At 57.4% G+C, this 14,448-nt stretch carries 11 protein-coding genes and 1 other RNA gene; 2 read left to right on the top strand and 10 right to left on the bottom strand.

Annotated elements, in window-relative coordinates; genetic code table 11:
• Nucleotides 1-2 precede the first annotated feature (2 nt).
• The 8 genes from VL547_RS07345 to VL547_RS07310 form a co-directional block, all read right to left on the bottom strand.
• A complete protein-coding gene (locus tag VL547_RS07345; protein ID WP_325576806.1) occupies nucleotides 3-2,081 on the bottom strand; it encodes a sulfatase-like hydrolase/transferase in 2,079 nt (692 codons plus the stop codon).
• A complete protein-coding gene (locus VL547_RS07340) occupies nucleotides 2,078-4,138 on the bottom strand; it encodes a hypothetical protein (RefSeq protein ID WP_325576804.1) in 2,061 nt (686 codons plus the stop codon). The genes VL547_RS07345 and VL547_RS07340 overlap by 4 nt, the downstream gene beginning before the upstream one ends.
• A gap of 33 nt (nucleotides 4,139-4,171) precedes the next feature.
• The gene (locus tag VL547_RS07335; protein WP_325576802.1) at nucleotides 4,172-5,629 is read right to left on the bottom strand and encodes a RagB/SusD family nutrient uptake outer membrane protein; all 1,458 of its coding nucleotides are present in this window, start codon (nucleotides 5,627-5,629) and stop codon (nucleotides 4,172-4,174) included.
• Nucleotides 5,630-5,640: 11 nt separating this feature from the next.
• A complete protein-coding gene (locus VL547_RS07330; RefSeq protein ID WP_325576800.1) occupies nucleotides 5,641-8,910 on the bottom strand; it encodes a TonB-dependent receptor in 3,270 nt (1,089 codons plus the stop codon).
• Between the two features lie 222 nt (nucleotides 8,911-9,132).
• The gene (locus VL547_RS07325; RefSeq protein ID WP_325576798.1) at nucleotides 9,133-10,362 is read right to left on the bottom strand and encodes a FecR family protein; all 1,230 of its coding nucleotides are present in this window, start codon (nucleotides 10,360-10,362) and stop codon (nucleotides 9,133-9,135) included.
• Nucleotides 10,363-10,447: 85 nt separating this feature from the next.
• A complete protein-coding gene (locus VL547_RS07320) occupies nucleotides 10,448-11,059 on the bottom strand; it encodes an RNA polymerase sigma-70 factor (RefSeq protein WP_325576796.1) in 612 nt (203 codons plus the stop codon).
• A 164-nt stretch (nucleotides 11,060-11,223) separates the two neighbouring features.
• Nucleotides 11,224-12,078 (bottom strand): hypothetical protein, encoded by an 855-nt coding sequence (locus tag VL547_RS07315; protein WP_325576794.1) that lies wholly within the window; start codon nucleotides 12,076-12,078, stop codon nucleotides 11,224-11,226.
• 16 nt (nucleotides 12,079-12,094) lie between these two features.
• Nucleotides 12,095-12,298, bottom strand: coding sequence for a hypothetical protein (locus VL547_RS07310; protein ID WP_325576792.1), 204 nt, complete (start codon nucleotides 12,296-12,298; stop codon nucleotides 12,095-12,097).
• A 44-nt stretch (nucleotides 12,299-12,342) separates the two neighbouring features.
• On the opposite strand from VL547_RS07310, the gene rnpB reads away from it, so the two are divergent.
• Nucleotides 12,343-12,747: RNase P RNA component class A (gene rnpB / locus VL547_RS07305), an RNA gene on the top strand.
• A gap of 102 nt (nucleotides 12,748-12,849) precedes the next feature.
• Nucleotides 12,850-13,272: a hypothetical protein gene (locus VL547_RS07300; RefSeq protein WP_325576790.1), complete on the top strand. Its 423-nt coding sequence runs from the start codon at nucleotides 12,850-12,852 to the stop codon at nucleotides 13,270-13,272.
• Between the two features lie 61 nt (nucleotides 13,273-13,333).
• Here VL547_RS07300 and VL547_RS07295 read toward each other — a convergent pair whose 3' ends face one another.
• Together VL547_RS07295 and VL547_RS07290 are read right to left on the bottom strand one after the other, a co-directional pair.
• On the bottom strand, nucleotides 13,334-13,756 hold the full coding sequence (locus VL547_RS07295; RefSeq protein ID WP_325576788.1) for a hypothetical protein: 423 nt from the start codon (nucleotides 13,754-13,756) through the stop codon (nucleotides 13,334-13,336).
• Nucleotides 13,757-13,821: 65 nt separating this feature from the next.
• Nucleotides 13,822-14,244: a DinB family protein gene (locus VL547_RS07290; RefSeq protein ID WP_414648334.1), complete on the bottom strand. Its 423-nt coding sequence runs from the start codon at nucleotides 14,242-14,244 to the stop codon at nucleotides 13,822-13,824.
• Nucleotides 14,245-14,448: the final 204 nt, after the last annotated feature.

The raw sequence follows: 14,448 nt of genomic DNA, 5'->3' as shown, positions 1-14,448 counted from the left end.
GGCTATTCTTTAAAGAAGATCGATTTTGCCATAGGCTCCCGGGGTGAGCCCGGACCGGTCCACTCGAGAACCACCGGGCTGTTCGCGGAGGCATCTTCGGGCTTGTATAAAAGACGGAAGTGGTGATAACCGGCCTGCAAACGGACATTAGCGGGCTCGCCGGCCCGGTCGCCATAGTCGTGATCGATAACCGTGGCTTCATCGATGCGCAAAAGACACCTGACGCTCGTAGGAGCGTAGAGCTGGTAGGACCCGTCCGCCGGCACGAGGATATAGGCGTCCATATAATAAAGGTTTGCACGCATCTCAAAGGTTTTTTGAGGGACCCTCCCGGGGACAAGGGCAGTACCGCTGGCGATCGGTTTCAAGGTCTCGATCTTCGGGATCCAGGGTGTCGCCACGCGATAGGCGCTCCACCGGATGCCGGACGTCAGGCGGCGGGCGACTTTAATGGCCGGCAGGAGGGCGCTGTCGTATGGACGCGGCGCCTCGGCATCCGGACGGCGTTGTTGCAGGACCCGTGCTTGCATTTGAAGCTGGAGGTCATGGTGGGTGGAAGCAAGATTGACCCTTTCGCCCGGGTCGGTCATCACGTCGTACACCTCGAATTCGTCACCGGCGGAGGCGATATTATAGCGGACACCGATGTAGTCCCCGACGCGGATGGTCTGCATTTGGTTCCGCGTGCGGTTGCGGTGACCGGGTCCGAATTCACGGAAATCAGGAGTTTTACCTTGAAAGTAGTATTCGATATAGATTTCGCTCGGTTGTCGATGCCCGTGGCCGGTGAGTGACGGTAACATGGAAACTCCATCCATACGCGCAGGGGCGGGAACGCCCGCGGCCGCCAGGAAGGTGGGCGCCCAGTCGTATGAAATGCCGGGGCTGCCGTCCACTTTCCCAGCAGGTATATGCCCAGGCCACCAGGCTATGGTGGGCATACGGATACCTCCCTCCCAGTTATCCCGCTTTATCCCGTCGAAAGGACCATAGCTGCCGAAGAAGGTCGGCAGGTTGGGCGCATATTGTTTGGGCAAATAAGACTCGATGGACGGGCCATTGTCGGATGTATAGACGACCAGCGTATTGGAGTCGATCCGCAGGTCCCGGAGGAGGTGCACAAGATCGCCTACCGCGTCGTCGATCCGGCGGTTGGCGGTCGCGTATCTTTTGTACGTGCCCGGCCAGGGTATGTCCGGCGTGCCGGGGTTCCGATCGTCGTCATAGGTGGCGGTGTCGTATGATGGGTATGTCCATGAATCTATCTTCCCGGACGCGGTATTGATCATTTGACCGGGTATACCGGTCCACTGGATGCCGCCATGCAGACCGCCGCCGGAGGGATAGGCCTGCGTCGGCAGCTCGAGTACGGCGTGCGGTGTTTCATAGGCCAGGTAAAGGAAAAATGGTTTGACCGAGTCTTTTCCGGTAACGTGCGCTGTGATATATTTCTTGGCGACGGCGGTCCAGAGATCGGCGGTATAGCATTTATCGAGCTTTCCGGCGATGTTGACACTGTCCTCCCATACCTGCTTGGGACCGTCGTACAATCCCTCTTTGGGGTAGTGTTCGTGGCCGTCGGCGTGGCGGATATAGCCGAAGAAATAATCGAACCCCCGTTTCAGTGGATGGCCGGGCCAGTCTGGCTCTTTGTCGGCGACGCCTTGCAGGCCCCATTTGCCGATGGCGGCGGTGCTATAGCCCAGCGCCCGGAGGGTGCCTGCCATGGTGTAATTGTCTTCCAGGACCTTGTCGAATTGGTTGTCGCGGACGTTAGCGTGACCCTGGCTGACGCCCAGCAGGAGGGACGCGCGGGAAGGTGCGCACACCGGCGCCGCGGAATAGTGTTGGGTCAGCATGGCGCCCCCGGCTGCGAGCTGGTCCAGGTGAGGGGAGGATTCACACGGCTTGCTCCTGTCGTGCAAGCCGGCGCGCTGATTTTGATAGAAGGCGCCCAGATCTCCGTATCCCTGGTCGTCGACCAATATGAAAATGATATTCGGCCGCTTTCCCTGGGCCTCGGTGGGCAGCGGAAGACCGGCGAGCAACAGGAATAACGGAAAAAGACTGGGCGCCTTCATGGTGTACGGGGGTTATGAATGGTAAAATGTGTAAGGGGCCTATAGCGATAAAAGCGGTATGAGGCCGGCCGTTCGATGAAAAAGGTGGCGGCGCCCCGGGCATTTACGTGTATACGGCTGACCTGGCCGCTTTCAAGGTCGGTCAGCTCCAGGTCCGTATTCCGAAGAAAGGCCAGGTCCAGGGCCAGAGAAGGTTTCTTGTTCAACCGTTCCCGGAACACGAGGAGATAGCCCTCGGCCTTTCCGGGAAGCACATCCTGGAAGCCCGTCCAACTTGCGTTATCGGGGATTTCGCCCACCGGGAATACATATCCGGCCGCCAGGCTGTCGCGGTGCCGCTTGTACACCCCGAGCAGATGCTTTACCTCCGCCCGGGCCTCGTTGGTGTAACAGTGGGTCAAGCCAAAGAACAGGGGACTACCCATCAACGTAATGGCGGTGCAGTAGGCATGGGAGTACCCGTAAGCATCGCTTTTATCCCGGGCTACGGTGTCGGGATCCATTACGGATAGCTGGAAATCACGCAGGTTCATGTATTTGGACAACTGCCACGCGTCCCGGAGGACGAGGTAGGGATGGTAGACCACATTGCCGGGTATGGCGGGTTTCCGGTTCTCGAGGTAAATGTTCCCGTATTCCCTTCCATAGAAGTAGCCCATCCGGGGCGCATTTTCCGTGGCGTCCCAGTTGATGCGAACGGTGTTTCCGGTGTACCGGACGAACCGCCTGACCTTTGCCATAAAATCGTCAAGCTTCGTTTTGGTGTTCAAATTCGAAAAATCGAGCTTGACATAGTGAAAACCGCCGTGGTCGTAGTTCCACCGGAGGTCTTCCTCCGGGATGGTCCATGCCGCCCATAGACCGAGCGCGACGTGCTGCTGTTGCGCAAAGCTCTTTACGCGGTCCCAGCCGTCGGGATACACATCGTACCGGAACAGCCCGGGGCCTTTCCCGGACAACACCGCGACGGCGGAAACCGCGGGTTTCCATTGGTTGTAATGGGAACCCTGCCAACCGTCGTCGATCTGCTGGACATCGATGCCCAGGTCGGCCTGCGAAGCGATCTCCTGGAGAATGCTTTCCTCCCGGGCCGCATATTGTCCATCGGCGGGCGTTTTGGAGTAGCCCCAGGTATTGGCCATCATGTACACGTCGCCGGGATGCACCGGGTACCGCTGGCGGTCGAACGCTTTCAATGCCAGCAGGGCATCGGTCGTGTCGCCTGTATAGGGGATAGTCCAGGTGGCCCACGCAAGCCTGAATGCGTCCCTGGACAGGTCCTGGGGCCCCATCCCGGCTCCCGTGATCAAAATGGAACCGGGCGCCAGGGTGAAGTTACCCGACCATACCCCCGGCTGGTTGACACATTTGTGGGACTCCTTTACAACTATCCACCCGGCTCCCCCCCGGTCGGTAACCAGACCGCTTGCCCAATCGACGGATGTTCCGGGAGTGAATGGAGAGCGCGCATCCTTCAAGATAAAGGTAGTGTCCTCATCCCGGTTCTGTGTATCGTTATAATAGCCGAAGGCGGTGATCGACCGGATAGGGTAGGGCACCGGAACGGACTCGATCTGTTGGTCATCCCTTGAAAGAACGGCATCCGCAATTGGATGGGAATTGGCTTTCAGCTCGAGCTGGGTACGGATGCCGGACCCTGGATACGCCCAGACGGTATGGCGTAGCCGCACACCCGCCTGGGGGTAATCGAATTCGCTGACCACGGCAATATACGGAGAGGTAAGACCGCTGTCGTTCCCGGTGTTGATGGTGGTGCCAAGCCATTCCGCTTGCCCGGTCAGCCCGAGGTTCCAATCGGCGGTGTTTTCCCCGGAAATGGACCCTTCGCTCCCGTCGGTCGCGGGACGCTTTGCACCTATGGTCAATCGCGTGGTCTTTAAACCGTTACCCGTTACTGTATATACCCGTACCATCCGCCCCGTATTGATGACGATCGTGCTGTCGTGCAGGCTGCATGCGGCAGTGCCCAGCCGGACGTCCTTTCCGGTATCGGCGGCCAGGACGGACAAAGAGAAGGCGATAGGGAAAAGAAACATCTTTGTAAGTATAGGTAAAAGGATTCCTGTTGCTCAATAACCGGGGTTTTGCGTCAACGCGGTGTTGAGTAATAATTCCTGGGAGGGTATGGGGCAAAGCATGTGATAAGACCGGACATTGGCGGCGCCCTGTGGGTTGCTGACGGAGTCGGCCTGGACGGCCTGCACCAAGGTGCCCCAACGGTTGAGGTCCCAACGGTTCTGGAATTCGAAGCTCAGCTCGTGAAGCCGCTCGTTCCGGACGGCCTGCCTGAAGTCGTCCTGGGAGAGCCCCTGAAGGTCAGGTAGCCCGGCGCGTTCCCGGATGGTGTTTATGTGGGAATAAGCGGCTGCGGTAGGCCCGTTCTGTTCATTTTCGGCTTCGGCGAAGATCAGGTAGGCTTCGGCCATCCGGTACACGATGGAATTCAATCCGCTGTTGCTTCGCGGTTGTCCCCAATCCATTTGCTTGTAGACATAGTGGAAGTTCGTGGTGACGCCGCCGGCGCCATGCCAGTCGTAATACGGCTCGCGAAGGTCGCCGGACTCGAAGGTCGAAAGGAAGTGCGGGGTCGATGTCTCCAGTCCGTACCCGGTCATGGTATAGCCGGTTACCGTGGGCTCGTCCAGCTGGCGGGGCATATACCGGTCGCTGAAGGAGTTGGGGTGCGTATTTTGGGTGAAGTCGATCTCCCATATATCCTCGGCGTTGTATTCATTGGCCTGGCCCCAAACATCTCCATAGGCAGGGAGGAGGTGGTTGCCGCCGCCCTGGTTGGCGATGATCGCGTCGGCGACAGATGCTGCATCCTGCCAGTCCTTCTGCCAAAGGTAATATTTGCATAGAAGCATGTCGGCCGCCCAGCGGGACGCGCGCCCGAGGTTGGCGCCCGTCCAGACGGGAGGAAGGTCGGCCGCGGCGGTTTTGAGGTCGCCGACCATCTGTGTCCTGATGGAGTCCACCGATGTACGGGGAATGTTTCCGCCTTCAACAGAGACGTCGAGTGGTGTAAGCCACATGGGTACGTCGCCCCAATAGCAGGTAAGGCAGTAATAGTAAAGCGCCCGTAGGAAAAGCGCCTGCCCGAGCACCTGATTGGCGGTATCTACGGATATCTTGTCGTTGCCGGTGACGCCGTTGATAACGGTATTGCAATTGCTGATGCCGGAATACAGGGTTTGCCAAATGGCGTCCAGGCTTCCTTCGTCCGCCGTGCTCAGTGTATAAGTCATGAAGTCGAACATCGTCTGACGGCCGGCGGTGGGCAACGAAATGCCCGTCCCCTGGTCCGACCAGTAACCAAGGTCATAGGTCGTTCCGCTGCCGTACAGGAAATAGCAGGTGGAATACGCGCCGTTCACTGCCTCGATGGCTTCGGAGTTGGAATTGAAGAACTGGGCGGGGCTGAGAAAGCTCTGGGGATGTTCCACGAGTTGTTTGCTGCAAGAGGGCAATGACGATCCTGCAACGATCAGCACGCTATATAACAGGGTGGAGAATGACACGCGCATGGGGTTCGCTTTTAGAATTTTAAGTTGATACCGAACAAGAAAGACCGGTTTTGGGGATATGAGGCCTGGTCGCCCCCGGCAAGGACGGGGCTGGTACCGTTGGTGCTGACCTCCGGGTCGTAGCCCCAGGTATAATGGTCGTGTATCCACAGGTTCGACGCGGTGAAGAAGAGGCTGGCATCGTGCATCCACTTGAGGTTTCGCGGGCTCAGGTTGTAGCTCAGCTGCAACGTTTTCAGCCGCAGGAACGATCCGTTCTGGACGGCGAAAGAGTAGGCCTGGGAATTGACGTTGATGCGTGCGTCCGCCCCGGCCCGGGGAATGTTCGAGGTCGTGTTCGACGGTTCCCAGCGGCCGGTGGCGATGGCGCCGACATTGGAGGCGTAATCACCCGCAAACCAGCGGGTTCCCAGTGAATTGATGACGTCGTTGCCATGGGAGTACTCGAAGTAGATATTCAAGGTCAGCCGCTTGTAGCGGAACAGCGAGCTGAAGCCGCCGAAGTATTTAGGCGCGGGGTTGCCGATGATCGTATCGTCGGCGGCGCCGTCGTACTTGCCGTTCCCATTGACATCCCTGAATTTGATGTCGCCGGGTACGAGGCTGGCCTGGTAGCCGGGCAGCGCATTGACTTCCTCCTGTGTATGGAATACGCCTTCCGCCTTCGCGCCCCAGAAAACCGGGGCCGGTTTGCCCACGATCAGCCGGTAACCGTCGGCGATATCGATAAATTGCTTGCCCGCGCCCAGGGCAAGTACTTTGTTCCTGTTGCCGGCGATATTGAACGAGAGTGTCCAGGCGAAGTCGCGCTGTTGTATGACCGTACCTGAGACCAGCAATTCGACGCCGGCATTCCGGGTAGACCCTACGTTCGCCAACCGCGACGAATAACCGGTGGTTCCGGCAATGGGAACATTGAGCAGCAGGTTGTAGGTTTTTTTGTAATAGGCGTCGGCATCCAACGTCAGCCGCCCTTTGAAGAACCCTGCGTCGAGCCCGATGTCGGCCTGATTCGTGGTTTCCCATTTCAGGTCGCTGTTGGGAATATTGCCGAGCGTATAGCCGAGTTGCTGCTGGCCGTTGAACCAGACGTTCGTCACTTGCAGGGACGGAAGGGTCGAGTAGACGGCGATGGCCTGGTTGCCGGTCTTGCCGTAGCTGGCGCGGAGCTTGAGGTCGGAGAACCAATGGAGGTCCCTGATGAATTGTTCGTTACCGAGCTTCCAGGCGACCGCGGCGGAAGGAAAAAAGGCGTACTTGTGGTTGGCGGCGAGACGGGAAGAGCCATCCTGGCGGGCGGACACGGTCAGCAGGTATTTGTCCTCGAAGGAATAGTTGGCCCGACCGAGCAGCGACGCGATCGTCCAGGCGGAATAATTGGATGAATTGGAAGCCTGTAGCGGATTTCCGGTGCTGAGGTTGTTGAATGTCAGGTCATCGTTGGTGAAACCGGCCCCCTTTGCCTGGAAGAATTTATCGACTTCGTGCTGATAGGTAAAGCCACCGACCAGGTCGACATGGTGTTTCCCGAAATCCCTGGTATAAGAGACGGTGTTTTCGTTTTGCCAATTGAAAGACTGGAGGGCGGACAATTGAGCCGATCCACCGATATTTTCCGCCAGGTTGAGGGGGAGGGTGCCGGGGGCGTACTGCTCGTTGGTGGAATCGTCCGCGTCGATATCGAAAGTGGACCGGAACCGTAAGCCGTTGTGGAAGGATGCCTCGAGGTACCAGCCGCCCAGGAGCGCGGTGGCATAGCTGTTATTGATCGATTCGAGGGCCGTGGCAACGGGGTTTTCGAACACCTGGCCGCTGAGGGGGCTTAAGATGGTATAGTTGCCCGTGGAATCTTTGACCGGGAGGCTGGTGGGTGCGGTTTTGAGGATGTCGTACAGGCTGGTCTTGTTGTTGTTGAACTTCGACCGGCTGAAATTCATGTCCGTTCCGAATGTAAGCCAGGGGGCCAGCTTCAGGCGCAGGTTCAGCCTGGTCTGGTACCGCTGGAACCCGGAATTCAGGATGATCCCGTCTTGGTTGAAGTAGTTCCCGGACAGGTAGTAGGTGACTTTCTCGGTACCGCCGGAAAAGCCGAGGTTGGCGTTCACCATCCCGGCATGCCTGGTGATCACCTTTTGCCAGTCGGTGTTGGTGACTTTGGAAACATCGGGATAAACCGGCGCGCTGTTGAACAAGGCCGCCCTCTCGTTTACATATTGGGCGAGCTGGGGTCCGGTGAGCAAGGATACTTCCTTCGGCAGCTCCTGGAAACCGGTATAGACATTGGCCGTTATTTCCGCCGTTCCGGCACGGCCGTGCTTGGTCGTGATCAGGATAACGCCGTTCGCGCCCCTCGCTCCATAGATGGCGGTTGCGGAGGCATCCTTCAGGATTTCGATGGATTCTATGTCGGCGACATTGATGGAGGTGAGATCCCCCCCGCCAATAAACCCGTCGACCACATATAATGGCTCGTTCGATGCATTGATGGAGTTGCCACCACGGATGCGGATGGTTGTGCCCGCTCCCGGGGCACCGCTGATCGAAGTGACCTGTACGCCCGCGGCTTTTCCCTGCAAGGCCTGGTCCACGCTGGCTACGGGGGCCGACTGCACGTCGCCGCCGTCTATTTTCGTCACCGATCCGGTGAGGTCTCCTTTTTTAACGGTGCCGTAACCCACGATGACGACCTGGTTGAGGGACGTGTTGGCGACTTTCATCCCGATGGCGAGGGTCGTTCTTCCACGAAGCGGGACTTCGCTGTCCAGATAGCCCACGTGCGAAAGGACGAGGGTGCTGCCGGGGTCGGGAATTTGCAGCGTAAAGTTGCCATCGGCATCGGAGACGGTCCCGGTCCGGGTGCCCTTTACGAGGACGGTAACTCCGCTCATGGGGGCCCCTTTTTCATCGGTAATGTGTCCGGTGACGGTTACCGGGGGCGGCGACGGTTCCGGGGTGGATGGCGCAGGCTCCTGCCGCCGGTTCCCTGGGGACCGGGGCTTGAGGACGATCATTTTGCCGATGATCTCATACGTCAGGGGAAGGCCGGACAAGCAGCTGTCCAGGGCTTGTCCGATGCCGGCGTCGTGAAGGGAAATGGTTAATTTGGGCGCCTGGCGCAGGAGTTCCACCTGGTAATAGAAATTGAACCCGGTTTGGCGTTCGATTTCCGTAAATACCTTTTCCAATGGCGCTTGCCTGAGGTGCAGGTTGACGGTTTGGGAAAAACCTGCCGCGCTTACCTGCATCGATGCCGTTAAAAGAAGGATCGCAGTCCCTTTCATAACCAACAGAGCTTTGGATAATGTCCGCCGATGGCGAAATGCGTTTGTGCAAAGTGTGCGAAATGGCATACTTTCGTCTTTAGTTTTGGTTAATCGATACTTTTCCCCGTAATCCCGGGAAGCCGGTCTCAACGACCGTATTCGGCGACCTGAACTACCGCCGCTTCGACCAGTCCTCGAAGCGGTTTTTTTTGGCGCCTGCGTTTTTGATGGTTGATGTTTTTAGTTCACTTCTATCTTTTTTCCTTTTATTGTAAAATGGACGCCGCTGGCGCCGATGATCCGGAGGATGGTGGACGCATTCAAGTCGAGCGGTATTTTGCCTTTATAGTGCTTATCGGGTTTTTCTCCCAGGTAAACGACGTCGAGGTCATACCACCGGGAGACCTGCCGAAGTATATCCTCCACACTGGTATTGTCGAATGCGAAATATCCGTTTTTCCAGGCAAGTGTCTGTTCTATGCTGTGCGCTTCCCGGACGTGCATATCCGAGTCCGGACCGGTCTGCGGAAGTACCGCCTGCTGGCCGGGGCGGAGGATGACGCCTCCGGTGGCGGAAGGCGACCGTACTACACGGACCGACCCTTCGACCAGCGTGGTGTTTACAACCGGTTCGTCGGCATAGGCATTGATGTCGAAAGCGGTGCCCAGCACCTGGACCAGCTGGCCGCCGGGCAGGGATACCTCGAAAGGCCGGTCCCTGGATTTTGCCACCTCCAGGTAGACTTCGCCGGTTACGCTGACCGTCCTTTGTTTGCCTCGAAAGCTCGCCGGAAAGGTGATGGACGAGGCTGCATTGAGCCAGACTTTTGTTCCGTCCGACAGGGTTAGCGCATATTGTCCGCCACGAGGAGTGGACAGTGTGTTAAGGCCGCCGGGGTCTGTAGTATTGCCGGTTTCCGCCGTATAGGTCAATTCGCCTTCCCTTAGTTTGCGGATGCGGCTATTCCCTTGTGTCGCGAGCTCGCCGTTCCGGCTGCTGTCGAGGACGATCTGCTGCCCGCCGGCCAGCGTCAGGGTTGCCCGGCTCCCTCCGGGCGGAGCGTCGTCCAATACCGCCTTGGATACGAAGGAAGCCTTCGGGGCGACATGCGGATGGACGAACCTGGATATATAGATCGCAGGACCGGCAAGCAGCAAGACGGCTGCCGCGGCGGCCAACCCATATCGCGGTATGGTCCGGCCCGGGCGGGGGGTTACCGGGATTGTCGCGGGCGACAGGCCAGTGGCGCCGGCATGCCTGAGAATGCCTTCTGCCATAGACTGCCAGCGCCCCTTGTCATAGGTGCCGTCTTCCGCTTGTTCGAGTCCGATCTTCTGCAAGTAGGGTGCCCAGAAGTCGTCTTGCGGATATTTTTGTAACAACGCAAAGAGTTCCTGTTCCTGTTCCGCCGTAAGCGTGTCTTCCAGGTATCCGGTCAGTAGATGATGTATTGCGGGGGATGGTTCCATATAACAAAGGCCTGTGCCGTACTATATAGACTCCCGGGCGATATGGAGGGACGGGTGGATGGAGAAATTTTTTTCTGGCGGCGGGCTATCGGTCGCGGAGAAGCAACAGGACCACGATCACGAGACCGGAGTCGAGGAACTGGCGCAAGTAGTCTTTTATGCTTTTCAATGCCATGACGAGATGATCCTTGACGGTATGGGGGCTAAGACCGAGCTGGGACGCGATCTCTTTGTGCGCCAGGCCGTCCTGCCTGCTCATGCGGAAGATTTGCTGCCGCTTTGGCGGAAGCCTTTGGATCGCGTTCTCCACCAGGCGCGCGAACTCTTCTTTTTCGAGCTCGGCGATGGGCTCTGGTCCTACCTGTTGGGACGTGGACCGGAAGGCGCCGTTATGTTTAATAGATTGATTTACATGGTTTCGCAAATGGCTCATCGAAAGGTTCGAGGCGATCAGAAACAGCCACGCGGCGGGTTGTTCCATATCGGCCACCTTTTTCCGATGTTTCCATAAGCGAAGGAAGGTCTCTTGTACGATGTCTTCCGCGACGACCCCGGAGCGGGTGATCTTTTTGACGAAGGGGTATAGCCTGGAGTTATAATGGTGGAAAAGCTGGTAAAATGCCGCGGCGTCGTCCCGGGCGAGCCCCTTGAATAGACTTTTTTCGTCAATGACATTATATCCGGACGGGCAAGACAAAGTTAACGGCGATTTAATGGACGAATATAAGACCCTGGTCACAGGCGGCCAAATATTCGGGCAAATACCAGTCTATAAATTTGGTAGGTTTATATCCGGTATCGGCTCCGGAAGCTTGCGCACGCTGGCCCGTGTCGTCATCGGTGGTCTGAGCAGGCCCGCGCCTAGCCCTTCTTCGCCGGCTGCTTGCTGGTGCTCATTTGCTGGTTGATGGTAAATAAGATGTGCATGATCAGCGGCTCCTTGTGAATACCCATATCCATGGTGTACTTCAGGTTTGATGCCCGCATAAACCGGCCCTGGATGTCATAGTCCGATGTGCCGCTACCGCTGCCGGTCGCCGTCATGGGTATCATAGCGTTGTCTCCCCCGTCCATATCCATCGCAATGACAGTGGTGGTATTGAAGTGGGCAACCCCGCCGCTGATGTTGACCAACGTAAAGGTCGTCTGGAGCTTCATTTTTATCGCCATCGGCCCTACCGGGAAAGAAAGGGGGGACGAATACGTATAGGAATGACCGGGCGTGATGTCGAATTCTGGTATACGCATCTCCGAGAACATATTGTTCATCGTCGTCACCATCAATTTGGAAAAGGCCGGCTCCGGATTATCCGTAACGATCGAATCAAAAACGGGCCAGCTATTCGGTTCGACATGACCCAGCACCATCCGGAAAGGCAGCGTCTGGGCCGAGTCATCGCTCCCCATATGCTGGACCTCCATCCGGATCGGCGATCGGCTGGTGGCGGGGTCCTGTGGGCCCGTGGTAAGCGTTGACTGCAAATGGTTGGCCATCCCCTTGGCGCCCATGGCCGCGAATTTGGCGGTATCCATTTGGGCCTTGACCTCGTCGCTGCTGCTGTCGAGGTTGAAATGGATGTTCGTCTTCTGTGTCAGTTCGATATTGTATACGGTGTTGGGGTCGTAGCTCAGTTTGAAGTGAACGGTCTGCTGGGCGTGTGCGGCCGCCGCCAGCACCAGTCCCGCTGACAGCAACAAAGATTTCGAGGTTTTCATGGCATGAATATAGCGTTTATCGACGATAAGCCGCCTGTTCCCCCACAGTATACGCCCCGCCCACGCAATAGGCGTAGATAGCGTCCTCGGGACGGATCCGCTGGTTGGCCCCGATGACGACGCCGGAGGGCGCGACCCGGTTGAGCGCCCCATCGATCCGGTACATCGGCTCGAACCGGGATACCGGGAAGTCCGAGAGACTATCGTGTATCGGTCGCACCGCATTAGCCCCTCCGCGACCCGCGCAATTTTCCGTACCTTCGCCCCGCAAGCCGTGCCATCGCCTCTGCCCCCGCGGCAGGGGAGGAAAGTCCGGACAGCGCAGGGCAATCCACCGGTGAACAGCCGGGCTCCCTTGAGCAGGAGACAGACAGTGCCACAGAGAATGACAGCCGGCGTTCGCGCTTCATGGCGCGCCGACGGTGATGGTGAAAACGTGGGGTAAGAGCCCACGCGGTACGGCAGCAATGCCGGGCCGGGGTAAACCTTGGATGCTGAAATGCCACGTACATGTGCCTCGAAGGGCGGCTCGCCCGAGTGTCCGTTGCCGTTAGGCCGCGGACCGGGTGCAGGGGTAGGCAGCTAGAGGACGCCCGCAAGGACGTTCCCAGATAAATGATGGCAGCCACGTCAGTGGAACAGAATCCGGCTTATAAGCTTGCAAACACTTGGGGGCGCCTCACGGCGCCCTCTCCCTTTTAAACCTGCCGGGGGCCATACGGTCTAATCTTCGTAATATTGCCTACACTTTGTTAACCTAAAATCGTGACCATGAAACGACTTCTCTGGGCTACCTGCGGTATTTTAGGCTTATCCGCCCTTGGTTGTACCAAAAGGTACTACAACACCACCCCAAGCCAGACCATTTATGCCCAAGCGGACAGCACCTCCTGGGTACAGTATCCCTCGACAAACCCCAACTCCTGGGCCATTGACATTTCAATGCCGGAGATCACCGACGCCGTCAGCATCAACGACAACGTCTCCGTCTTCATTTCGTACAACTATGATGCCCAGAACACGTCCGACGTCCAGTTCGACGCCATCCCGGAGGTGTACAACAATTATTCGTATAGCTTCACGTACCAGACTGGTCACGTCGATGTCTATGCCCAATCGCCTTCGGCAACGCTCCCCCCGGCCACGCCCGGTAAAGTATGGATCAAGATAGTGTTGACGCCGTCGAATCAGTAGATCCAAATAGAACGGCCGGCCTTATGACAGGGCCGGCCGTTTAGCCTGGTGAAAGAATATTTTACTGAACTGAAGGCGTTAGCACGATCTTCACCTCGATATTCGCCGGATTGGTTGCCGGCACGCCGCCCGAAGGGGTTTGGACATATAAGGTGAGAAAACCGTTCCCCTGGGTTACGCCGTACAAATAACTGAATGAATAACCGCCATACACTTCCGGGATGGTCTCGAAACTAAAGTCTGCCGCAGTAGGATCGTCATAGGAAATACCTACCGACACATCGTAGTTTTGCGCGACGTTGGACGTGATCTCCGGCATGTTTAGATTAACGGCCAGGGAGGTCCCGGCCTGGTCAACCGTCCAGTCGGTGCTTTTAACAGCCGTGACGATCGTCTGACTCGGAGTCGTGTAATAATTTTTCTTTGTACAGCTTGTAATGGTAACGGCCATAAACAGGCAGGATACCCATAGGAGTGTTTTCATAATGTTCTAGTAGTAGTTAGGAGTTGTTCAATGTAGTTACAGCCGCAATATTACGAATAAAAACGTTAAGGCTGTATTTCGTACCGCTGACGGAAGATATTGATGTGGTGCCGCATGTGCCCTACGACGAGGTAGGCGATCGTCAGCACGTCAATGTCTCTGCCGTTGGCGTTGCCCGTGCGTTCCCAACAGTCATCCGTAAAGCTGCAGAAGAGCAGGGTCGTCGCCCGCCGCACCGCGTATAGCTCCTCCGCGAGGTCCGCGATCGTCCGCTGGCTGGCCATCGCATTGGCCGCATAGGCGTTCTCCTCCCAACCCGGCAGCGGTGTCTTGTCCCCCCGCGCGATCCGCAGCGCCCTGTACGCAAAGATCCTTTCCGCATCCATCACGTGCTGCAGCGACTGCGCCACCGTCCACTTACCCGGCGCGTACGCAAAAGACGCCTTGGATGCATGAATATTGGGAATCAGCTCCTTTATCTCGAGCATATTATTCTCCAACGCAAGAAAGATGTCATTCTCCGGCACCAGGTCGATATAGCCCTGGTAAAACGCCGGTTTCTCTGGTGTAACTGGTCTGGCCATAGTACTTCAAATATACCATTTTCCCGGCCGCGCCAACCGTGCGCATGGCACCTTGGGGTGCGGGCTGATTCAGAGGGCCGGTCAGGCCTTTTTTTCTCTGTTTTGCGT

Origin of the sequence: Dinghuibacter sp. (assembly GCF_035492835.1) — a bacterium.
In the GTDB taxonomy this organism is placed as follows: domain Bacteria; phylum Bacteroidota; class Bacteroidia; order Chitinophagales; family Chitinophagaceae; genus Dinghuibacter.
The sequence above is the reverse complement of the archived record's forward strand: the minus strand, read 5'-3'. Positions and strand labels throughout refer to the sequence as shown.

Bases quoted from the DNA above. Each gene is read 5' to 3' on its own strand.
- VL547_RS07300 (WP_325576790.1), top strand. From the start codon at position 12,850: ATGAAACGACTTCTCTGGGCTACCTGCGGTATTTTAGGCTTATCCGCC.
- VL547_RS07330 (WP_325576800.1), bottom strand. From the start codon at position 8,910: ATGAAAGGGACTGCGATCCTTCTTTTAACGGCATCGATGCAGGTAAGC.
- VL547_RS07325 (WP_325576798.1), bottom strand. From the start codon at position 10,362: ATGGAACCATCCCCCGCAATACATCATCTACTGACCGGATACCTGGAA.
- VL547_RS07315 (WP_325576794.1), bottom strand. From the start codon at position 12,078: ATGAAAACCTCGAAATCTTTGTTGCTGTCAGCGGGACTGGTGCTGGCG.
- VL547_RS07290 (WP_414648334.1), bottom strand. From the start codon at position 14,244: ATGCTCGAGATAAAGGAGCTGATTCCCAATATTCATGCATCCAAGGCG.
- VL547_RS07295 (WP_325576788.1), bottom strand. From the start codon at position 13,756: ATGAAAACACTCCTATGGGTATCCTGCCTGTTTATGGCCGTTACCATT.
- VL547_RS07335 (WP_325576802.1), bottom strand. From the start codon at position 5,629: ATGCGCGTGTCATTCTCCACCCTGTTATATAGCGTGCTGATCGTTGCA.
- VL547_RS07345 (WP_325576806.1), bottom strand. From the start codon at position 2,081: ATGAAGGCGCCCAGTCTTTTTCCGTTATTCCTGTTGCTCGCCGGTCTT.
- VL547_RS07340 (WP_325576804.1), bottom strand. From the start codon at position 4,138: ATGTTTCTTTTCCCTATCGCCTTCTCTTTGTCCGTCCTGGCCGCCGAT.